Here is a 20,513-nt window from a genome sequence, read left to right on the forward strand (position 1 = left end):
CGAGCCTTGACGGTGGCGGGGGCTCACGTTGGGCCGGTCCGCACCCGGCAGTGAAAGGGGATGGCCCGAGCAGGGAGCCCCGAAGCCCCCACCCCTGGCCGTCCGGGTCAAGGTCTGCGTGCGGTGGAGGGGCGGCAGTCAAGGGTGGAGCGCAGCGGAATCGGCGGAGCCGACGCGACGTAGGAGCGCCCTTTACTGGCGGCCCGGAGGCGCCACACTCCGCAAAAAACCGGGCGGCCCCGGTGACCATCAAAGGCGCAGGCTCACCAACGTTTCCGTCACCGAGCGACGGTTGACGCCCGCGTTCACCTCACAGCCACCCCACCACCCCCACCGCACAACCCTTCATACGCCTCACGAGTCACACACCCGCAAGCGTTACCCAAAGGCTCGGGAGCCCCACGTGCGCGTAAGAAACCTGGCCGTCACCGCCACCGTCGCCGCCCTCGCGGCCACGGGGCTGACGCTGCCCCTGGCCGGTCCGGCGAGCGCCGCCTCCTCCCTGAAGGACGACTTCAACGGCGACGGGTACCGCGACCTCGCGATCGGCTCGCCCGGCTCGAACTCCGTGACCGTCACCTTCGGTTCGGCGAACGGCGTCGCCGAGGACAGGGCCGTCACCGTCACCCAGAACACCTCCGGCGTACCCGGCGTCACGGAGCCCGGCGACGAGTTCGGCGAGAACGTGACCAGTGGGGACGTGAACAGGGACGGGTTCGCGGATCTGATCGTCGGCGCGCCCGGCGAGCAGGTGGCGGGCAAGCCGTCCGGCTCCGTCTCCGTCATCTGGGGCGGCAGCAACGCCTTCACCTCCGGCGGCCGCGCCCTGAACTCCCCCGCCGGCACCACCGGCCGCTTCGGCGAGGCCACCGTCTGGACCGACCTGGACTACGACGGAGCACCCCAGCTGGCCGTGATCAGCGGCGACAACTGGTGGTTCTACCCCGACGGCGTCCCCGACGGCCCCCCGATCGGCCTGGAGGTCGACTTCCTGCCCGAGGACGTCCGCCTCGACGGCATGATCGCCGGAAACTTCAAGTACAAGGACGGCGTCGGGTTCGTCCTGTACGGCGAGCGCGCGGACGGCAGCGTCTACACCGCCCACATGAACGGCGGCGTCGGCGACTACGGCTACCGAGCCGAGGTCATCGGCGCGGACGCCCCCTCGACCGTGACCCGCGACGCGGCCACCGCCGGTGACGTCAACGGCGACGGCTACGACGACCTCATCACCGGCAACTCCGGCGAGGCAGGAGCGGCGGGCGGCGAGGGCGGGTCCGTCACCGTACGGCTCGGCGGCGACGGGAAGTTCGGCGCCCCGGTGACGTACGACCAGGACAGCACGGGCATCCCCGGCACCGACGAAGCGGGCGACCGCTTCGGCGGCTCCGTCTCCGCGGCCGATGTGACCGGCGACGGCCTCGCGGACCTCGCGGTGGGCGCGCCCGGCGAGACGATCGGCACGGTGACCGGCGCCGGCAGCGTGACCCTCCTCAAGTCCACGGCCGGCAAGTTCACCTCGGGCAAGGCCTGGCACCAGGAGACCGCGGGCGTACCCGGCGTCGGCGAGGAGAACGACCGCTTCGGCACGTCCGTCCGCCTCAAGGACATCAACAAGAACGGCCGGGCCGACCTGGCCACCGGCGCGACCGGCGAGGACATCGGCACGACGCGCGACGTCGGCGCCGTGTGGGTCCTGCGCGGCACGTCGACGGGGCTCACGTCGTCCCACGCGGCCTCCTTCAACGGCACCGACTTCGGGGTCGGCGGCACGGAGGCGGGCTTCGGGCGCACGGTGCGCTGACCTGTCCCGGCCCGCCCGATTCCGGCCCACCCCAGCCCGACCCGTGGCGCCAACTCCTCAACTCCCTCAACACGTTGGAGACCTCTCCATGTCCCCGTACATGCACAAGAGCACACGAAGCAACACGCGCAACAAGCTCCTCGCCGCGGGCGCCCTCTGCGCCGCCACCGCCCTCGGCGTCACCGGCCTGACCGCGGGCAGCGCGTCCGCGGCCCCCGCCCCCTCGAAGATCCGCGCCGACTACAACGGCGACGGCTACGTCGACCTCGCCGTCGGCGTGCCGAGCGCCACCGTCGGCGGCCACGCCAAGGCCGGTTACGTCAACGTCGTCTGGGGCGGCGCGTCCGGCCTCGGCAAGCACGGGTCGGCCACCGTCAGCCAGGCCACGTCCGGCATACCGGGCACCGCCGAGGCGGGCGACAAGTTCGGCTACGCCGTCGACTCGAACGACATGAACGGCGACGGCTACAGCGACCTCGTCGTGGGCGCGCCCGGCGAGGCGACCACCGCCGGATCGGCCGCCGGCACCGTCGCGGTCGTCTGGGGCTCCGCGACCGGCTTCAAGGGCGGCTTCACCGCGGCCAACGGCAACATCGACAGCGCCCGGTACGGCTCGCTGCTCACCACGGGCGACTTCGACAAGGACGGCGACAAGGACATCGCCTTCAACTCGCACTTCGACGAGTCCGACGCGGTCGTGACCCGGCCGGGCCCCTTCACCACCGGCTCGCCCGCCGAGCTCACCCGAGTCACCGGCTGGCACTTCGCGGGCCCGTCCGCCCTGGCCGCCGGTGACTTCGACGACGACGGCGGCGATGACCTCGCCATCTCGTACCACGGCATGGAGGTCAGCGGCACGACCGTGCAGAGCCGTGCCTCGGGCGAGTGGAAGGAGACCTGGTACACGGCCGACAGCTCCGACACCGCGCTCGCCACCGGCGACTTCGACGGGGACGGCACCGCGGACCTCGCTGTCGGCAACATGCGGCCGAACCCCGAGGCCGAGGGCACGTACTGCGAGGACATCCTCGGCGGCGCCATCGCCGTCATCTACGGCAAGCAGGGCGGCAAGCTCGGCGACGGCGGCTCCTCCTGCACCTCCCAGAACAGCCCGCAGGTCGGCGGCACGGCCGAGACCGGCGACAACTTCGGCGCCCGGCTCGCGGCCGGCAACCTCGACCGGGACGGCATCGACGAGCTGATCGTCGGCGCCGACGCGGAGGCCGTCGGCACCGCCCAGAACGCGGGTACGTACTGGGTCCTCGCCTCGTCCGGCACCGGCGGCGACCTCTCCGGCCCCGCCTTCAGCCAGAACACCGCGGGCGTCGCGGGCACGGCGGAGGCCGACGACCACCTCGGCGCGGCCGTCGCGGCCGGCGACTACAACGGGGACTCCTACCCGGACGTCGCGGTGGGCGCGCCCGGCGAGGACGGGCAGAAGGGCGGCGTCTGGTACGCCCCGACCCCCAAGGACGGCCCGAACCCGGCGGTCACCTCGGTGACACCGGGCAAGCTGGGGCTCGCGGGGGCGCGGGAGTACGGGATGGTCCTGGGGCGGTAACTCGGGCACCGTCACGGTTCCCGCACCGTCGATCACCGGCTTCGCCGAGTTCGTCCTCAAACGCCGGACGGGCTGATCCTCAAACGCCGGACGGGCTGAAACCCAGCCCGTCCGGCACAAGCCGCCCGAACCCGCCCATCACCCCCAACTCCCGTCCGCCGTACAACCCTTACCCCCCACCGCGGGTCTCCCCATAGCCGATCACGGCGTGAAGCCAGGGCCAACGCCCGGTGAACACACCCACCGGCACCCATCGACCGCGGATGCCCGCCAGGCATCCCCGCATGCCGCAGGAGACCCGCATGGCCAAGCACAAGCGCACCGCCACCACCGTCCGTTCCAGACGCACGCGCCTCGCCGCGGCGACGGCCACCGCGGCCGCGCTGACGGGCGGGCTGCTCGCCGTCACGGCCACCACCGCGTCCGCCGCGCCCGCGGACCCGCTGCCCTCGCACGAGGCCGACTTCAACGGCGACGGCGTCGCGGACCTCGCCACCTCCGCGGCCGGCGCCAACGTCGGCGGCAAGGACGGCGCGGGCCAAGTCACCGTCACGTACGGCGGCTCCACGCTGCGCCACAAGACCTTCAGCCAGAACAGCGCGGGCGTCCCCGGCTCCGCCGAGGCGGGCGACACCTTCGGCTACGACACCGCGTACGGCGACTTCGACCGCGACGGCTACGACGACCTCGCGGTCGCCGCCCCCGGCGAGGACGTCGGCAGCGACAAGGACGGCGGCACCGCCCAGATCCTGTGGGGCTCCGCGAACGGCCTGTCCGGCGGTACGACGGTGAAGGACCCCCGCCCGGACAGCCACGACTACTTCGGCGGGCCCATCGAGGCCGGCGACTTCGACGGCGACGGCACCACCGACCTCGCCATCGGCGCCCGGTCCGGCGCCGCCACCATCGACGTACTCAACGGCAAGATCTCCCGCAGCAGCGGCACCGGCAGCAGCCGCTACACGGTCAAGCCCGCCATCCAGGGCGGCGAGGGCGCGGGCCCCTTCAACCTGCACTCCGGCGACGTGAACGGCGACGACCGGGAAGACCTCATCGTCGACGGCTACTCCAGCGGCGACGGCTACAACGCCAACCTGTGGGTGCCCGGCACCGCCGACGGCCTCAAGACCACCAACCAGCAGCGGCTGCCCGGCGGCGTCATCACCGACGTCGGCGACACGGACGGCGACGGCTACGGCGACATCATCATCGGCCTGAGCTGGGACGACGGCATCGACGGCGCCAACAAGGGCGGCACGGTGTATGTCGCGCACGGGGCGGCCAACGGCCCGTACGGCGAGACGCAGGTCTTCACGCAGGACAGCTCGGGCGTGCCGGGCTCCGGCGAGAAGGGCGACTCGTTCGGCGGCGAGCTCGACCTCGGCGACATCAACGGCGACGGTCACCTCGACCTGGTCGTGGGAGCGGACGGCGAGAACCTCGACGGCGTCACGGACGCGGGCTCGGTCACCGTCATCTACGGCAAGTCGGACGGCTCGGGCCTCTCCACGGCCGGCGCGGAGTTCCTCGACCAGAACACGCCGGGCGTGCCCAACTCCAACGAGGCGTACGACCACTTCGGGGCGGACATCCACGTCGACGACCTGAACGGCGACGGGCGGGGAGACGTCATGGTCGGCGCGTACGGCGAGAACGGCGGGAACGGCGGGTTCTACCCGCTGACCAGCAAGAGCGACGGCTCGCTCACCGGCTCGGCCGGCGTCTACACGTCGACGGTGGGCATCTCGGCGACGGGCACGCCGCGCCTCGGCATGAACTTCGCCGACTGACACACCGCTCTTCGCCGGGCCCGCACCTCCCGATGCGGGCCCGGCCCCATCCCCTTTGCACAACCCTCCCCCAACGCCGCATGTCACACGAGTGAAGCGCCGGCTCACCGTCACGCGCCGCGTGGTGGTCAAGCCGCCCCGACGACACAAGAGTTGGAGTCCCCGTGCGCACACGCACCCTCGCCCTCGCCGCGGCCACCGCCCTCGCCGCCACCGGCCTCACCCTCCCCCTCACGACGACCGCGCACGCCGCACCCGCCCCTCTCATCAGCGACTTCGACGGCGACGGATACGCCGACCTCGCCGTCGGCGTGCCCAGCGGCACCGTCGACGGCAAAGCAAAGGCCGGCTACGTGAGCGTCGTCTTCGGCGGCGAGGGCGGCCCCGGCTCGAACGGCGTGCGCCGCATCACCCAGGCCACCGTCGAGGTCCCCGGCACCCCGGAGACCGGCGACCGCTTCGGCGGCGCGGTCACCACCGCGTACATAGACGACGACAAGTACGCCGACCTCGTCATCGGCGCCCCGGGCGAGGACATCGACGCCAAGACGGACGCGGGCTCGGTCACCGTCCTGTACGGCACCGGCGACGGCTTCTCCGTGGCCAACACCGCCGCCCGCGGCGACAAGGCGGGCGCCGCCTACGGAAACGCCCTGACCGCCGCGGACTTCACCGGCGACACGGACGTCGACCTGGCGATCGGCGGCAAGGACCAGGTCGTCTACAACGCCCACCCCCTCACCGACCGCACCCAGCCCCTCATGGCCAGGCCCATGGGCGGCCGCGCCCCCGTCATGACGACCGGCGACTACAACTCCGACGGCCGCCCCGAGCTGGCCGTCGCGTACTACACGCAGAACCAGCCCAACACCCAGTCACACGTCCAGCTGTACGACTACACCAAGGACGAGTACAGATTCCTCCTGACGTGGAGCAGCGACAACAGCGCCGCCAACGCCCTCGCCACCGGTGACTTCAACGGCGACGGCCACGACGACCTCGCCCTCGGCAACTGCCGCGAGATCGCCGACGAGAACATCGACGACCCGTGCGGTCCCGAGGAGATCGCCAAGGGCGGCGGCATCCACATCCACTACGGCGACGGCAGCGGCCTCGTCTGGGAGGGCCAGACCCTCAACCAGGACACCCCCGGCGTCCCCGGCGTCGCCGAAACGGGTGACGACTTCGGCAACGCCCTCGCCGCCGCGGACATCAACGGCGACGGCAAGGACGACCTGATCGCCGGCGCCCCCGGCGAGGCCATCGGCAGCGCCGCCCGCGCGGGCAGCATCACCGTCCTGAAGGGCGGCGCGAAGGGCATCCTGAACGCGGACGGCGCGGCGGTGGGCGCGGTCGCCCACCAGCAGAACTCCCCGGGCATCCCCGGCACGGCCGAGAAGGGCGACGCCTTCGGCGCCAACCTCCTCGCCGCCGACCACGACGGCGACGGCCGCCCCGACGTCTCCGTGGCGGCCCCCGGCGAGAACGCCTCCGCGGGTGGCGTCTGGGAGCTGCCCGGCGGCGGCGCGACCGGCACCAGGACCATCACGCCCAACTCCATCGGGCTGCCCGCGTCTTCGCACCCGTACGCGTACGGCTCAGTACTCGCCCGCTGACGCCACCCCCGGCCCGGTGGCTGCCCCGTCAGGGATCCCCTAAGGGTTGTCACAGGTCGGCCGCAAAGCCCGTCTCCTCCCGAGGAGGGACGACCCCACCCCCGAAGACCAGGTACGTTCGATTCGTGGCTGGATTCAGGATCGGACGCGGCCGGGACAACCGCGCCGCGCGACCGCAACAACAACCGCGGCAGCAGCCGTACGGACAGCAGGCCCCCCAAGGCGGCCGGCAGCCGTACGGCTACCCACCCGCGCCCTCGAACCCGCAGCGCCCGCAGCCGCCGTACGCCGGTGGCGGCGGTGGCGGCGGCCAGCAGTGGCCGCAGCCGGGATCCGGAGGCAGCAACCACGGCGAGCCGGAGTACTTCGGCGGCCCCGACGCCCACGGCCAGAGCCACGGGTACGGGCCCCAGGGGGGCGGGGGTGGCGGTGGCTACGACCCGTACGCGGCCAACAACCCCGGCCACACCCAGGCCTTCTCCATCGGCGAGGACCCCTACACCCAGGGCGACACCTACCGCGCCGGCCAGGCACCCGCCGCGCCCATCGGCCCCCGCCTGCACTGGAAGGAGCTGCTGCGCGGCATCGTGCTGCGCCCCGGCCCCACCTTCCTCCACATGCGGGACTACGCGATGTGGGGCCCCGCCCTCGTCGTCACGTTCCTCTACGGCCTGCTGGCGATCTTCGGCTTCGACGACGCCCGCGACGACGCGATCAACGCCACGCTGTCGTCCGCGGTGCCCTTCGTCCTCACCACCGGCATCGCGATCACGATCAGCGCCTTCATCCTGGGCGTGGTCACGCACACCCTCGCCCGCCAGCTCGGCGGCGACGGCGCCTGGCAGCCGACGGTCGGCCTCTCCATGCTGATCATGTCGCTGACGGACGCGCCGCGCGTGGTCGTGGCGATGTTCCTCGGCGGCGGCCAGCCCTTCGTCCAGCTGCTCGGCTGGGCGACCTGGCTCGCGGCGGGCGCGCTGCTCACGACGATGGTCAGCAAGTCCCACGACCTGCCGTGGCCGAAGGCGCTGGGCGCGTCCACGATCCAGCTGCTTGCGATCCTGTCGATCATCAAGCTGGGCACGTTCTAGTACGTACGTGACGCACGTACGCGAGAAGGGCCCGGGGACGACGAGTCCCCGGGCCCTTCGCTCACGCCGCTCACGTCAGGCGTGTCAGGCGTGTCAGGCGTGTCAGGCGTCAAGAACCTGCCCGGCCCGCTTCACGACGGGCGGCTCGACGCTCCACGGGAAGTTGATCCACTCATCGGTGCGCTTCCACACGTACTCGCACTTGACGAGGGAGTGCGACTTCTCATAGATGACGGCGGACCGCACCTCGGCGACGTGGTCGAGGCAGAAGTCGTGCACGAGCTTCAGCGTCTTCCCGGTGTCGGCGACGTCATCGGCGATGAGCACCTTCTTGTCGGTGAAGTCGATGACGTTGGGCACGGGCGCGAGCATGACGGGCATTTCCAGCGTGGTGCCGACCCCCGTATAGAACTCCACATTCACCAGGTGGATGTTCTTGCAGTCGAGCGCGTACGCGAGCCCGCCCGCGACGAAGACGCCACCGCGGGCGATGGAGATGATGACGTCGGGCCGGTACCCGTCGTCGGCGATGGTCTGCGCGAGCTCGCGCACGGCCGCACCGAACTTCTCGTAGGTGAGATTCTCCCGCACGCCACCCGTACCGCTACCGCTGCTCATGTCACCACTCATACCGCTGCTCACACCTGTGTCCGATGGAAATTGAGGAAGGAACGGGAGGCGGTGGGCCCGCGCTGCCCCTGGTAACGCGATCCGTACCGCTCCGAGCCGTAGGGCTCCTCCGCGGACGAGGTCAGCCGGAACAGACAGAGCTGCCCGATCTTCATGCCCGGCCAGAGCTTGATCGGCAGGGTCGCCAGATTCGACAGCTCCAGGGTCACGTGCCCGCTGAACCCCGGGTCGATGAACCCGGCGGTGGAGTGCGTGACGAGCCCGAGCCGTCCGAGGCTGGACTTGCCCTCGAGGCGGCTGGCGAGATCGTCGGGCAGGCTGACGACCTCGTACGTCGAGGCGAGCACGAACTCACCGGGGTGCAGGATGAACGGCTCGTCGCCCTCGGGCTCGACGAGCCGGGTCAGATCGGCCTGCTCGACGGAGGGGTCGATGTGTGGATAGCGGTGATTCTCGAACACCCGGAAGTAGCGGTCCAGCCGCACATCGATGCTCGAGGGCTGCACCATGGATTCGTCGTACGGGTCGATCCGAACCCGTCCGGAGTCGATCTCGGCCCGGATGTCCTTGTCTGAGAGAAGCACGCACCGAGGATACGCAGAGCGCGCGGGCCCTCCCCAATCGGACAGGACCCGCGCGCTCGGCAATACCCGCAAAGCTACGGCCGGCTACCGCTTCCGACCACTCTGCTACCACTCACAACCGCTCACTACCGCTCACTACCGCTTCTGCAAGGCAACCGGCACGGCGTGCCGGAGCCGGGCACACCGCGGACAGCGGATGAGCCGGCCGGGACCGAGCCGGTCCGCCTGCTGCATCGGGAACGAAGCGGTGCTGAACACGTGCCCTTCGGCACATCGGACGACGGTGCGCTCCATCAAGTCCTTGAGTCCCTTCCCCAGTCGTAGGTGAGCTCGTACGTACCCGTACGCACTCGTCTCTCGCTCGCCTCCGAGCCGACGACGAACGCCCACATTACGGTATGAAAGGGACGGCCCTCCAGGCGGCACGACCACATCCCACGGTACGCCTCAACTCCCTCCCACCGCACGGCGCATCCCCCTCCCGAACACCACACGGGCCCCACGGCGAGAGCGCCGGGGGCCCGTGATGAGGTACAGTGTGCGACGGTACGACACCGCTTCAAGCGGAGTCTTTCGCGGGTGTAGTTTAGTGGTAGAACATCAGCTTCCCAAGCTGAGAGTGCGAGTTCGATTCTCGTCACCCGCTCCACGAAGAAGGCCCAGGTCATCGACCCGGGCCTTTTTGCTGTGCGATCTTGGTCAGTCGCCGCGTGCCACATCCGTGCCAGATGCTTGATCATCCGGCTTCCGTGCCACAGCCCGCCGGGCCTTCCGAACACTCCGGTCGAGCATCCCCGCGACCTCCTGCTGACGCTCCTCCTCGGAGTGCTGGTAGATCATCGCCGCCTTCTCGGACGACTGACCCGCGCGGACCATCGTGTCCTTCAAGGTCGCACCAGATCGGGTCGACAGGGTGTGCCCGGTGTGGCGGAGATCGTAGAACCGGAAGTTGTCCGGCAGACCGGCGACCGTGCGCGCCCTACGCCAGTACTTGCCGAAGGTACTCCGGCGGAATGGCGCTCCCCGCTCGCCGACGAAGACCAGGCCGTTCGGTCCCTCCTCGGCGAACGACTCCATGTGCCAGCGGACCTCACGCTCCAGGAACGCGGGCAGGTAGATCGTGCGGGTACCGGCGTCCGACTTGGTGTCGCCGGGCGCGCGTCGCCCGTTCGTCCTCTCAGGTTCGGCCGTCCGCACGGTGATGCGCAAAGCGTCGAGGTCGACGTCCCGGCGGCGGAGCCCGGCCAGTTCTTCGGGCCGCGTCGGGCCGTAGGCGCCGAGGTAGACCATGAGGCGCCACCGCATGCCGACCGCTTCAGCGAGGGCATCGACCTGCGCGACGGTAGCCGTAGGCCGTTCCTGTGCCTTCTCGGCGCCCGCGCCCTTGATCCGGCACGGGTTGCGGCGGATCAGGTCGTCGTCGACGGCGGTCTCCATGATGGCCTTGAGAAGGCGGTACGCCTTGGCCGTCGCCGTCTTGGCGCCGGTACGGAGACGCTCGGTGCGCCAGGTGCGGACGCGGGGTGCGGTGATCTCGTCGAGGTCGTCATCACCGAAGGTCGGCAGGATGTGGCGGTCCAGGAGGTACCGGTACAGGTCCCGGGTGAGCACGCCGAGTTCGCGTTCCTCGACCCACTTGTCGGCGTACGCGCGGAAGTTGACCGCTCCGGCCTCCGGGTCCCGCCAATCACCTCTACGGATCTCCGTCTGCTTCTCGGCCAGCCAGTCGTCAGCATCGGCGGTCGTCTCGAAGGTGAACGGCGCTGGGCGCATCACGCCGTCCGGCCCCGGATACCGCGCCTGGTATCGCCCGGACGGCAGCCGCCTGATCGCGCCGAAGCGGCGACGCCTCCCCCTGTTGTTCGCCATCAGGCGGCCCTCCCGTAGCGAGCGCGGGACCGCTTGATCGGCTCGACGGTGTGGGAGGTGATGAACTCCTCGACCGCGCTCTCCGGGATGCGCACGTGGCGGCCGACCTTCACGTACCGGATGCGCCGCTCCTCGATGAGCCGACGCGGGAAGCGGGCCGTCGTGCCGAGCAGCTCGGCGACCTGGTCGACGGAGAGATGACGCTCAGCCACGGGTGGGCTCCCCTTCCGTTCCGGGGGCGGGTTCGAGGGTTTCGGCAAGCCAGGCTTCGGCGTCGGTGAGGCCGGTTCCGGCGTAGCTCCAGTGGGCGAGGACGAGGGTCGAGTCCGGGGCGGCCTGGTCGTCGGTGACGGCTTGAGCTCGGCGCCATTCGGCTCGGGCGTCGCGGAGTGCGCCGAGGGTGGTGGAGTAGCGGCGGGACTTGGTCGAGAAATGGCCGCGGAAGCCGAGCATGTGAGCCCAGGCCCGAAGCCGGAGGTCCGCGAGTTCCTTTCGTGCTCCGAGAGTCCAGGCGGTGCGGATCATGCGGCGGGCGTGGTCGCTGATGTCGAGCTGGGCGAGTTCCGCGAGGAACTTGAGGGGCCGGTCCAGCGCACCCGTGGCAGTCTCCGCGCCCTTGGTCGCGTACTTGGCGATGTACGCGGCGACGGCCCGCTCGGTCAGCTCCTGGCCGCCGTCGAAGTCGGCGGAACGGATGGTGCGTACGTCGAGTTGGCGGCCGAAGGTGAAGGCGTGCGCGCGGTTGTCGATGACCGGGCCATCCACGCGGGCAGCGGTCGCAGCGGCGCGGATGGCATCGGTCAGCAGCTCGGGGTTTGCCCAGGCCGGGGGCGGGGTGTCGCCGCCGTCCGGGCCGTCGATGCGGATGACCGCGTGGAAGTGGACCGCACCGCGTTTCTGGTACTCGGCGACCTTGGCGAAGGAGACCCGGGCGTACTCGCGGAAGGCGCGTTGGGTGAGGCCGGCACGCTTGGCGACCTCCCGGCGGAGGTAGATCGAGAAGCGCCGCCAGAGCAGGCCCGCGTGAGCGTTCCAGAGCACGGCTGCTTCGTAGTCGTAGGTGTCCGGGTCGAGCGGGGTACCGAGGGCCGTGTCGTCCTGGTCGTGGAGGATGCCGCAGCGGCAAGGGCGGACCGTTCGGGCCGGGCCGGTGGGGCGGTTGTGGACCGGGCCGAAGCCGGGGGCGGTGAAGGTGGCGAAGACGCGGGGGTGAGCGGCGACGCGTTCGGGGACGCCCTTGCCGCCGCGCAGCCCGGAGGTGATCAGGTGGAAGGTATCGCGGCGGTACACCTCCGCGCAGGCCGGACAGCGGGTCGTACGGCGGTTGTTGCAGCGGACCAGGAGGTGACCGGCCGGCAGGGTGGCCGAGTCGAGGTGGTGGACGACGTTGCCGATCTCGCCCGTCCGGGTGTCGACGGTGTACTCGGTGCGGTGGCCGTCGAGGCGGACCGGGTGCGTGCAGCCGCCGAGGCCGGAGAGCTGACGCAGGAGCGCGGGCATGGTGCCGGTTGCGGCCAGTTGACCGAGTTCGCTGAGCGGGGGCGGGGTGGTGCGGGTAATGATGGCTTCTCCTTCTGGCTTCGGTCAGGAGGGACAGGGCCCCCGGGGCGGCGGATGCTTGGCGGTATCAGGGCCGCCCCGGGGGTCTGGCAGTGCTGGCGTCTAGCGCCGCCGCTGGTCGCGGAGCATCGAGCGGATGACCACGGCGCACACCGCGACGGAGACGGCCGAGACGGCGACGGCGGCCAGGAGCGCGGTCAGCACGACCCCGCCGACGAGGACGGCCACGACCGCCCCGCTCGTGATGGAGATCTGAGGCGCGGACCGCCGCACGGGCGTCGGGTCGGCCACCGTGTGGTGGTGGGCGGGCGGCGGGGTCGGGCTGTCGGGGTACTTGGGCAGGAACACGGCGAAGCTCTCCTTACCTACTCGTCTAGTCATGTGAGCCGTTTACGACGTCCACGCCGGAGCGCGTGCCGGATTCGATGGCCGGAGCCATGAAGGTGTGCGAGAGCCAGAAGCCGAAGAGTGCGATCACGACGACGATCCACGTACGGACGCCGAGGAACTTGACCGCTCCCCAGGCGAAGAGGCCCAGGACGAACACGAGCGGCAGGCTGACGGTCACGGGAACGGGTCCTTTCAGCAGGCGGGGCAACGGTGAGTCCGGGCGGCCAGCTCGGCGGCGGCGCGGCTGTCGTAGTCGGCGGAGAAGCCGCAGCGCGGTGCCGTGCATGCGGCGGTGTGCTTCTCGCGGCCACGGCCGTTGTACGCCGTGCCGACCTGGACGGGACCGATACGGATGACGGAGCGGAAGCAACGGTTGGCGCTCATGTGGATCTCCCTTCAGGACGTTCCGGGCTTTCAGAGCTGAGCGGCGATGGCGTCGGCCATGGGCATCGGGACGCCGAGGCGGGCGCGCAGGGTCGTGGTGTCGATGGCAGTGCCGGTGCGGGCGTGGTGTTCGGTGGCGACTTTGCGTGCGTGGTCGACCAGGGCGGCCGGGACTGGGACGGTGGTTGAAGTCGGGGTCGGCTCGGGCTCGTTGCCCGGAAGCGGCGGGAGCTCCGGCACGGGATCGGGCGCATCCTCCTGGTCGTCGAGGCGTACGGGGTCTTGGTCGCCCTCGCTTGTCTCGTGCCGGATCGGCGCTGAGTGGGCGAGGAGCGTCCCGCCGAGGAAGGCGACCGCAGGCCAGCCCGCAACGAGAATGCGGAGCCAGGCCGGCACATGGTTCAGGTCGAGCAGACCGGCGGTGGCGACGTTCGCGCCGAGGGAGGCCGCGAGCGCGATGACGAACCAGCACCAGCCCGCGGCTTTGCTGTCACCGGTCCGCAGTCGACGCCAGGCGGCGACGAGCAACAGGTCCACCGAGACCGGATAGGCCCACGCTTTCCACCCGTCCTGACCGGCCGCCGAGGCGACGTCATGCAGGTGGGCGAAGGACAAGGCGGCGGCGATGACGGCCTGTACGAGTACCGCATCGATACGGGCCAGTTGGGCGCGCATGCTGCGGCTCCTTCCGGATTCAGGCATGGCAGGGGTAGGGACGTGGCGCGAGACGGTCACGCCGACCGGGGTGGGAGGGTGCGGCTCAGCCGGTGACCGGTCGCGGCTGCACGGCCGGGGTCGGGGACTCGACTGGCTGCACGGGCACGGAGGGCCGGAAAGGCTTCACTGCGGGCAGATCCGGGACCAGGTGGGCCGAGGCGCGGCACGTCTCGGCGGCATCGGCCAGGGAGAGATACGGCGTACGGATGCGGGACCAGCCGCCGGAGGTGTCGCCGACGACGGCGAGGCCGGGCCGTTCGGCAGGTATGGCGCAGGCGGCGGAGACCGCTTCGGGGGCGATGTCACCGAGCGCCATTTTCGCGGAGGCTTCGTCGTTCACGCGGTGGCAGACCCGCCCGGTGAGCTGGGCCCGCAGCATGGTCGCGCCTTTGCCGAGTTCAGCACCGAAACGCTGCCCGCAGACCTCCAGATAGATACCGGCGGCGCGGCCGAGCTGGGCGAGACGGATGAGTTGGGTGACCATCTCGTCCCGTCGCTCCTCCTCCTTCTTCGTGGCGACGAGGAAGAGTTCCGCGACTTCATCGACGAACAGCACCACGGGCACGGGCCGTTCGTGCTCCGGAAGTCCCCAGATGTCAGAGGTGATCGTTTCGTCGGGCGTGCCCGGGGCGATCCCTTGCCGGGCCTTGATCAGGTCGTACCGGTTCTCCATCTCCTTGATGAGCACGGGCAACAGCTCAGCGGCCTGCTCAGGGTCGGTGGCGAGGGCCGAGAGCCGTGGGGCGAAGGGGGCCAGCTCCACGCCGCGCTTGCAGTCGATGCCGATCAGGGCGACGCTCTGCCGCGCGAGTCCGGTGACGAGGTGCCGCAGGTACATGGATTTGCCCGACAGAGTGGCGCCGAGGCAGAGACCGTGCGGCACGGTCCGGTAGTCACGTACGAATGGCGTCGCGTCCTCCCGCAACGCTACGGGCACTTGCAATGTGCCGCCCGCGACTTTGCGCGGCATGCGGACCTTGCTCAGTACGTCGTAACCGACGAGCCGTAATTCGACCACGCCAGGCTTGACCGTGGTGACGTAGACGGCGTGCACCCCCCACGCATGCCGCAGACGTTCGGCGGAGGCGGCCACGTCGGCAGGTTCCTGGCCTGGAGCAAGCCGCAGACGGAGCCGCAGACCGGTCGTGGTCGGCCGGATGAGTCCGCGACGAGGCGGCACAGGCCGGATCTCCCGGCGGCTGGTGACCTGCGTCGCCAGCACGCGCAGACGAGACGGCACCACGGTCAGACCGCATGCCTCCATTACCGAGCCGTACGAGCTGAGCAGCCGGGCCGTGGACATCGGCAGGCCGACGGCGGACCAGTAGACCCCGGGGTGGTTGGCCCGGGTGTAGGCAGCCCCGCCGCCGAGCGCGGCGACAGGACCACCCACCTCCAGAAGAGTCGTCACATCGGTCATCAGGCCGAGGCCCCCATGGCGGCCGGGAAGGCGGCCGGGGTGACGGCGGCGCAACGGTAGGCGATGCCGTGCCGCTGCTGGCCGTTGAAGACGCTCTCCCACGGGCGGGCCACGAGCCCCGGAAGCGAGACCGGCGCACCGAGCGTCAGCCCGTCGGACACTCCGCTCTCCGGGACGGTCACCTTGATCAAGGACGACTCGCCCTCCTCGATGTAGACGACGCCGATCGTCATCAGCGCTTCACCGCTGGTGGCGTCCTTGGCGATCTCGCCGGTCTGCCGGTCGCGGACCTTGGGCTCGGGCGCCTCAGTGAGCAGGATCGTCGCGGCCGAGGTCTCCACACGAATGGTTCGCAAGGTTCTTCCCATCTACTCGTCTATACAAGATGCAGCGTTCGAACCCGATCTCCGGGAACGCCGACCACTGTGCCACACAACTTGCCAACTCGTCTATACGAGTAGGCCTGTTGGCGCATACGAGTTCGGGGGGGGGGGGCGGACCACCGCGCGCCACGGCCGTCAGGCCCTCACGTGGCCGGGAGCTGGTACGACAGGACGTAGGCGTCCGCCGCCATGACGGTGTCGCAGACCTCCACGGCCCGCCCTTCGGTGTCGTACGCGGTGCGGATCAGATGGATCACGGGTACGCCGGAGGACAGCCGCAGCGTCTTGACCTCAGACGGTGCGGGCATCCGTGCCCGGATCTCCTCCTCGAAGTGGTCGAGATGGTGGCCCAGCTCTTCGAGACGGGCGTAGATGCCGCCGGGGCCGGGGTTGGGCTCGGCGATCTGCGTACCGCGCGCAATGTCGAGCGGGAGGTACGAAGTGGCGAACTCGACCGGCCGGCCATCGAGCAGATACCGACGCCGACGAGCGAGCACGCGCCGCACAGAACCAAGGCGGGTGGCGATGTCCTGCGTGGCCCTCTCTTCCTTGACCTCCAGGCTGTCGACCTGAGGGTGACTGCCTGCAGCGTCAGCCTCCACGATGAAGGCGGACTTGCCCTGTTCGCGATGGCGCCGGGCGAAGCGGTCGGAGGCCAGACGCCGCACTGGTGGCCGTGGCCGCACGAAAACGCCCTTGCCATGCTCGGCATGGACTAGGCCCTCGCCTTGCAAAATCGAGAAGGAATTCCGAACGGTCATCCTGGAGACGCCGTAGTGCTCGACGAGTTCAGCCTCGGAAGGCAGCTTCTCGCCCTCCTTGAATCGCCCGCGGTCAATGGACTCGCGCAGCTGGTCAGCGATCTGCCGGAAGACTGCACGATCACTCGTGGGGTCAACAGCGCCGAGCAGGCCGGGAAGGGACGTCACGTGTACTCCTTTAGGTATCTAGACGAGTGGGCGAGTGTTGTTGCTACGGTGGAGAGCCTAGCCATCCGAGAGGGTCGAGGACCTTGAGCACTGACCGTCCGCACTCCGTGAGCGTCGCCGGAGTCATCGTCGACGACCATGGCCGGGCCCTCCTGATCAAGCGCCGCGACAACGGCAAGTGGGAACCCCCGGGCGGCATCCTCGAACGCGAGGAGACCATCCCCGAGGCCCTGCAACGCGAAGTCCTCGAAGAGACCGGAATCAAGATCGCGCTTCCGGCGACCCTCACCGGCGTCTACAAGAACATGACGGGCTTGATCGTCTCCATGGTCTTCCGCTGCGAGGCCGCCGACGGCACGCCCACCACCGGCGACGAAACCCGAGCTCTGCGCTGGGCCACCCGCGACGAAGTGACCGAACTCGCCGATGAGGCTTACGCGATCCGCGTCCTGGACGCACTCGACGCGGTTTCCCCGCCGGCCATCCGCGCCCACGACGGCATCAAACTCGTCTAGCTCGAACCCGCTGCACACGGCGGCCTACCAGCACGAAGGAACTTGTATGCACGAGTATACGAGCACCGCCCGAGTCTGGGGCCTCACTTGCCCAGGTTTCCCCGAAGAGATCAGTCGGGCCCGGCGCTGGACGCGGGACATCCTGCGCGGCTCACCACTCGCGGACGCCGCCGAACTCATCGTGAGCGAGCTGAGCACGAACGCAATCCTGCACACGGCCAGCGGGCGTCAGTCGGGCAGCTTCTCCCTGGCCATCGAGGTATCCCCGCAGATGGTCACCCTGTCAGTCACCGACGGCGGCGGCACGGGAACCGCCCCCAAGGTCGAGCACCAGGACGAGGAGGCGGAACACGGCCGGGGTCTGGACATGGTCAGCGCCATCGCGCACCGCGTAGTCGTCAACGACAGCGACCACGGTCACACGGTCACCGCGGCTTTCTTCACCGAGGCCGACAGGGGAGGCCAACTATGCGGATGAGCGGGCCCCGACGCGGCTACTGGTGCGAGTGCTGGACAGAGTCCACCGCCACGGACGGACAAGCGGGGCCGCAGCTACGAGCGTCGTTCGACGCCTACTCGGCGCCACAGGCGGATCGGTGGGTAGCGGTGGCCCTCCGGACGATCTCCCCGGCACTGAACACTCACGCTTCAGTCGAAGCCTGGGAGTGGCTATACGAGGGCCGCGTCCGCACCCGCAGAGCCCTTCTCCAGATGCAGCCCTGCACGGTCTCAGTGACTCACGCGGACACGCGCATCACCTGGACGATACGACCAGTCCTCTTCCTGCCGCTCGCACACCGCCAGGCGGCGGAACTCCCAGCCTGCACACACGACTTCAAGCCCCGGCAGACGGACTGAGTTACAACTTTCTCTACTGGTTCAAGTCCCGGCGCCGCTCCGCGCCGCCGGGCGGGCTCACGGCTCCGCTCGGGGCGCCGCTCCTGCCTTCGGCCCGCTCCGCCCCGGCTGCGCCGACGCCCGCCCACACACGGATAGGGCCAGGGCCATAAGGCGAACACCGGACCCACGGCGGTCCCGGTCAAGGACATGCCTCCGGCGGGGGCGCTCTGACTCTGGGATGGCGGGGGCGCCGCTTGCGAGTGCCGGCCGGATGGGGTTGGCGTGGAGAGCTCCCATCCCGTCCCCCATCGACCCAGGCAGAGCCGAGCGGACGCGGCCCAGGGCGTCAAGGTCGTTCGTACAGTGGCGCGCTCCACCTTGACGCCCTGAACCACGCCCGCTCCACGGTGTGTGGGTCGACGGCGGACGGGATGGGAGCTTGGGTAAGTGGTGGGTTCCGACTGACAGTCGATCGAGGTAGGACGGATCGACCCAAGGCAACCGATGCACCTCCGGGTAGCGCTTGTCGAAAGCGCGCTTCCCGAGCATCCTACAAACATACGGCTTAAGTGATTCACCGAAGGGAGAAAAGTTGTGCAAGATCAAAACGCGGATGAGGTGAGCGTTCAAAATGACTGGGAATCTCGTAAGGCTGACATTCGAACGCATGCCATGGACTTCACTGTTGATGAGCTAGAACGGATTTTTGCCCAAGGCGACTTGGTCATTCCACCTTTTGCGCGTCCGCCGATTTGGAGCCTGACTCAAAAGTCGCAGTTTATTGAGTCGCTCTTGTTGAATATTCCGGTCCCGTCGATCATTTTTGCCGAGAACCCGGAGACCTATCAGTATTCAGTACTCGACGGAACGCAGCGCCTCGATGCCGTGTTTTCCTACCTGCACGGGGATTTCGCACTCACGGGTCTCAGTAGCCTCGCTTCGGCAAACTCGCTCAAGTTCAATGAGCTGCCGCTACGCATGCAAATCCATTTGCGTCGATCCTCAATGCGCGCTGTCATTATCAGCTCCGAGTCAGCCTCTGACATCACAACAGCCGTTTTCTCTCGAATCAACACGGGAGGGACCAATCTTTCTGTGCAAGAAATGCGCAATGCTACGCAGCAGGGGCCCCTCAATTCTCTCACAATTGAACTTGCCCAGTTGCCTGACTTTCAGCAAACTCTTGGCCGCACAGGGTCGGTGTTTGTTAGGAGTCAACGAGACGTGGAACTTGTGCTGCGCTTCTTCGCCCTCTCTGAGGAAAATTCGAAAGAGTCACCTCCTTCACAGCAGGCGTTTACGGAGTTCTTGCGGAAGAATAATCAGGCCTCATCTGCAGAATTGAAGAGGTATCGCGACTCTTTCGTTAATTCGCTCCAGAAGTGCCTAAGTGCATTTGGGGATGAGTCTTTCAGGAGGTGGCGTCCCGAACTCGGTCGAGCTGAACAGCGGTTCTCCGTTCCGGTCTATGACGCGCAGATGTTGGCAGTCGGCAAGTTCCCGGCCGCTTGGATCGTTAACCATGCGCCTGTGATTCGCTCGGGGATGCGTAAGCTCTTCGAGAATGCCGAGTTTGAAGATTCGCTAAAGAATACAACCAGGGCCTCATTGGATTCGCGAGTTGGTGCAGTTGCGGAGATGATTGAAAGCGTCGCGAGGTAGCGATGCCTACTCAAAAGTTTAGTACCCAACTCGACGACGTTGAAGACCTTCTAAATCTGGCTGAAGCAATTACGCTTCGCCATCCAGCGTTTTCGTATTTGCCAAGCAGGCCGACACCAAGTCCCATCCTCGCGGGAGCGGTGGTGCTCCTATGCGCAAGATTCGAGGAGTTTATCAAAGATGTCGTCGCTTACGCGCTAGAGCGGCACGGCGATGCCACCCCGCGACTAATGCTGTGGGATCTTCCGGAACAGCTCCAAGTATTGCTCATTTCTAAGAATATGAATGCGGCGCTCCAGGCGAAGAGATTTGGGAAAACGCGCGACTCGGCCGACCGGATAAGCGAGGGAGTGTCGGCAGCGAAAGGGATCGTTGCGGGGGCGATTAACGCGGATCATGCAATTGAAACTGGCGGGAATCCGGGGCCTGATACCGTGTCTGAACTAATGAAACTCGTCGGCGTTGAAAAGCCGTGGCCTCAAATATCGAAATACTTTGAGGTTCACTATATGGCGCCATCGAATCCTGGGCTTTCGGGGATGGCGCTAGGGAATTTGCAAGAGCGCTTGAGGGAACTTGTGAATCTACGAAACGTTGTCGCGCACAGCGGCGCGAGAATCCCAGCATCGCCAGCAGAAATTCGATTTAATGTTCATTTTGCGAGATATCTCGCAGACGCGATTTATCAGGTGCTGAAGGACTTTGTCGAAACTTACGCACAGTCCGTTGGGCGAGTCCCCGGACTCTGGACCCCCTGATGCGCAGTTT

General features: G+C 68.6%; 22 protein-coding genes and 1 tRNA gene. 11 read left to right on the forward strand and 12 right to left on the reverse strand.

Annotated elements, in window-relative coordinates; translation table 11 throughout:
* Positions 1-403 precede the first annotated feature (403 nt).
* The 5 genes from ACI2L3_RS05400 (at position 404) to ACI2L3_RS05420 (ending at position 7,862) form a co-directional block, all read left to right on the forward strand.
* On the forward strand, positions 404-1,804 hold the full coding sequence (locus tag ACI2L3_RS05400; protein ID WP_404750977.1) for an FG-GAP-like repeat-containing protein: 1,401 nt from the start codon (positions 404-406) through the stop codon (positions 1,802-1,804).
* 88 nt (positions 1,805-1,892) lie between these two features.
* Positions 1,893-3,365 carry an FG-GAP repeat protein gene (locus ACI2L3_RS05405; RefSeq protein ID WP_404750978.1) on the forward strand — a complete coding sequence of 491 codons (1,473 nt, stop codon included), beginning with the start codon at positions 1,893-1,895 and terminating at the stop codon, positions 3,363-3,365.
* Between the two features lie 302 nt (positions 3,366-3,667).
* Positions 3,668-5,155, forward strand: coding sequence for an FG-GAP repeat protein (locus ACI2L3_RS05410; protein WP_404750979.1), 1,488 nt, complete (start codon positions 3,668-3,670; stop codon positions 5,153-5,155).
* 164 nt (positions 5,156-5,319) lie between these two features.
* Complete coding sequence (locus ACI2L3_RS05415; RefSeq protein ID WP_404750980.1) at positions 5,320-6,771, forward strand: FG-GAP-like repeat-containing protein; 1,452 nt, start codon at positions 5,320-5,322, stop codon at positions 6,769-6,771.
* Between the two features lie 125 nt (positions 6,772-6,896).
* Complete coding sequence (locus ACI2L3_RS05420; RefSeq protein ID WP_404750981.1) at positions 6,897-7,862, forward strand: Yip1 family protein; 966 nt, start codon at positions 6,897-6,899, stop codon at positions 7,860-7,862.
* A gap of 102 nt (positions 7,863-7,964) precedes the next feature.
* Here the strand turns inward: ACI2L3_RS05420 and ACI2L3_RS05425 are convergent, their stop codons facing one another.
* The gene (locus ACI2L3_RS05425; RefSeq protein ID WP_404750982.1) at positions 7,965-8,480 is read right to left on the reverse strand and encodes a phosphoribosyltransferase; all 516 of its coding nucleotides are present in this window, start codon (positions 8,478-8,480) and stop codon (positions 7,965-7,967) included.
* Positions 8,481-8,500: 20 nt separating this feature from the next.
* Complete coding sequence (dcd, locus tag ACI2L3_RS05430) at positions 8,501-9,076, reverse strand: dCTP deaminase (RefSeq protein ID WP_404750983.1); 576 nt, start codon at positions 9,074-9,076, stop codon at positions 8,501-8,503.
* A 575-nt stretch (positions 9,077-9,651) separates the two neighbouring features.
* On the opposite strand from dcd, the gene ACI2L3_RS05435 reads away from it, so the two are divergent.
* Positions 9,652-9,725, forward strand: a tRNA-Gly gene (locus tag ACI2L3_RS05435).
* 50 nt (positions 9,726-9,775) lie between these two features.
* On the opposite strand, the gene ACI2L3_RS05440 is transcribed toward ACI2L3_RS05435, so the two are convergent.
* The 10 genes from ACI2L3_RS05440 to ACI2L3_RS05485 form a co-directional block, all read right to left on the reverse strand.
* Positions 9,776-10,945 (reverse strand): tyrosine-type recombinase/integrase, encoded by a 1,170-nt coding sequence (locus tag ACI2L3_RS05440; protein WP_404750984.1) that lies wholly within the window; start codon positions 10,943-10,945, stop codon positions 9,776-9,778.
* Positions 10,945-11,157 (reverse strand): excisionase family DNA-binding protein, encoded by a 213-nt coding sequence (locus tag ACI2L3_RS05445; protein WP_030788957.1) that lies wholly within the window; start codon positions 11,155-11,157, stop codon positions 10,945-10,947. Before ACI2L3_RS05445 ends, ACI2L3_RS05440 begins: the two co-directional genes overlap by 1 nt.
* Complete coding sequence (locus ACI2L3_RS05450; protein ID WP_404750985.1) at positions 11,150-12,445, reverse strand: replication initiator; 1,296 nt, start codon at positions 12,443-12,445, stop codon at positions 11,150-11,152. The genes ACI2L3_RS05445 and ACI2L3_RS05450 overlap by 8 nt, the downstream gene beginning before the upstream one ends.
* Before the next feature lie 162 nt (positions 12,446-12,607).
* Positions 12,608-12,853 carry a SpdD protein gene (locus tag ACI2L3_RS05455; protein WP_404751328.1) on the reverse strand — a complete coding sequence of 82 codons (246 nt, stop codon included), beginning with the start codon at positions 12,851-12,853 and terminating at the stop codon, positions 12,608-12,610.
* A gap of 25 nt (positions 12,854-12,878) precedes the next feature.
* Positions 12,879-13,073, reverse strand: coding sequence for a hypothetical protein (locus ACI2L3_RS05460; protein ID WP_205034603.1), 195 nt, complete (start codon positions 13,071-13,073; stop codon positions 12,879-12,881).
* Positions 13,074-13,087: 14 nt separating this feature from the next.
* Entirely contained in the window at positions 13,088-13,279 is a 192-nt protein-coding gene (locus tag ACI2L3_RS05465; RefSeq protein ID WP_404750986.1) for a mobile element transfer protein, read from the reverse strand.
* 30 nt (positions 13,280-13,309) lie between these two features.
* Entirely contained in the window at positions 13,310-13,954 is a 645-nt protein-coding gene (locus ACI2L3_RS05470) for a DUF2637 domain-containing protein (RefSeq protein ID WP_404750987.1), read from the reverse strand.
* Between the two features lie 85 nt (positions 13,955-14,039).
* Positions 14,040-15,416 (reverse strand): FtsK/SpoIIIE domain-containing protein, encoded by a 1,377-nt coding sequence (locus ACI2L3_RS05475; RefSeq protein WP_404750988.1) that lies wholly within the window; start codon positions 15,414-15,416, stop codon positions 14,040-14,042.
* Positions 15,416-15,772 (reverse strand): hypothetical protein, encoded by a 357-nt coding sequence (locus ACI2L3_RS05480; protein WP_404750989.1) that lies wholly within the window; start codon positions 15,770-15,772, stop codon positions 15,416-15,418. Before ACI2L3_RS05480 ends, ACI2L3_RS05475 begins: the two co-directional genes overlap by 1 nt.
* A gap of 170 nt (positions 15,773-15,942) precedes the next feature.
* On the reverse strand, positions 15,943-16,728 hold the full coding sequence (locus ACI2L3_RS05485; RefSeq protein WP_404750990.1) for a GntR family transcriptional regulator: 786 nt from the start codon (positions 16,726-16,728) through the stop codon (positions 15,943-15,945).
* A gap of 107 nt (positions 16,729-16,835) precedes the next feature.
* Between ACI2L3_RS05485 and ACI2L3_RS05490 the strand changes: the two genes are divergently transcribed.
* From ACI2L3_RS05490 to ACI2L3_RS05510, 5 genes are all read left to right on the forward strand, one after another.
* A complete protein-coding gene (locus ACI2L3_RS05490) occupies positions 16,836-17,243 on the forward strand; it encodes an NUDIX hydrolase (protein ID WP_404751329.1) in 408 nt (135 codons plus the stop codon).
* A gap of 46 nt (positions 17,244-17,289) precedes the next feature.
* Entirely contained in the window at positions 17,290-17,721 is a 432-nt protein-coding gene (locus tag ACI2L3_RS05495; RefSeq protein WP_404750991.1) for an ATP-binding protein, read from the forward strand.
* Positions 17,712-18,101, forward strand: coding sequence for a hypothetical protein (locus ACI2L3_RS05500; RefSeq protein ID WP_404750992.1), 390 nt, complete (start codon positions 17,712-17,714; stop codon positions 18,099-18,101). The genes ACI2L3_RS05495 and ACI2L3_RS05500 overlap by 10 nt, the downstream gene beginning before the upstream one ends.
* 576 nt (positions 18,102-18,677) lie before the next feature.
* Entirely contained in the window at positions 18,678-19,745 is a 1,068-nt protein-coding gene (locus ACI2L3_RS05505) for a DUF262 domain-containing protein (protein ID WP_404750993.1), read from the forward strand.
* A 2-nt stretch (positions 19,746-19,747) separates the two neighbouring features.
* Positions 19,748-20,503 carry a HEPN domain-containing protein gene (locus ACI2L3_RS05510; RefSeq protein WP_404750994.1) on the forward strand — a complete coding sequence of 252 codons (756 nt, stop codon included), beginning with the start codon at positions 19,748-19,750 and terminating at the stop codon, positions 20,501-20,503.
* The last annotated feature ends 10 nt before the right edge of the window (positions 20,504-20,513 follow it).

The organism is Streptomyces sp. NPDC029674 (genome assembly GCF_044903205.1).
GTDB lineage: Bacteria > Actinomycetota > Actinomycetes > Streptomycetales > Streptomycetaceae > Streptomyces.

Excerpts from the sequence above, each read along its gene's own strand:
- ACI2L3_RS05425 (WP_404750982.1), bottom strand. The coding sequence starts at position 8,480 with ATGAGCAGCGGTAGCGGTACGGGTGGCGTGCGGGAGAATCTCACCTAC.
- ACI2L3_RS05470 (WP_404750987.1), bottom strand. The coding sequence starts at position 13,954 with ATGCGCGCCCAACTGGCCCGTATCGATGCGGTACTCGTACAGGCCGTC.
- ACI2L3_RS05450 (WP_404750985.1), bottom strand. The coding sequence starts at position 12,445 with ATGCCCGCGCTCCTGCGTCAGCTCTCCGGCCTCGGCGGCTGCACGCAC.
- ACI2L3_RS05405 (WP_404750978.1), top strand. The coding sequence starts at position 1,893 with ATGTCCCCGTACATGCACAAGAGCACACGAAGCAACACGCGCAACAAG.
- ACI2L3_RS05500 (WP_404750992.1), top strand. The coding sequence starts at position 17,712 with ATGCGGATGAGCGGGCCCCGACGCGGCTACTGGTGCGAGTGCTGGACA.
- ACI2L3_RS05510 (WP_404750994.1), top strand. The coding sequence starts at position 19,748 with ATGCCTACTCAAAAGTTTAGTACCCAACTCGACGACGTTGAAGACCTT.
- ACI2L3_RS05495 (WP_404750991.1), top strand. The coding sequence starts at position 17,290 with ATGCACGAGTATACGAGCACCGCCCGAGTCTGGGGCCTCACTTGCCCA.
- ACI2L3_RS05475 (WP_404750988.1), bottom strand. The coding sequence starts at position 15,416 with ATGACCGATGTGACGACTCTTCTGGAGGTGGGTGGTCCTGTCGCCGCG.
- ACI2L3_RS05465 (WP_404750986.1), bottom strand. The coding sequence starts at position 13,279 with ATGAGCGCCAACCGTTGCTTCCGCTCCGTCATCCGTATCGGTCCCGTC.
- ACI2L3_RS05410 (WP_404750979.1), top strand. The coding sequence starts at position 3,668 with ATGGCCAAGCACAAGCGCACCGCCACCACCGTCCGTTCCAGACGCACG.
- ACI2L3_RS05440 (WP_404750984.1), bottom strand. The coding sequence starts at position 10,945 with ATGGCGAACAACAGGGGGAGGCGTCGCCGCTTCGGCGCGATCAGGCGG.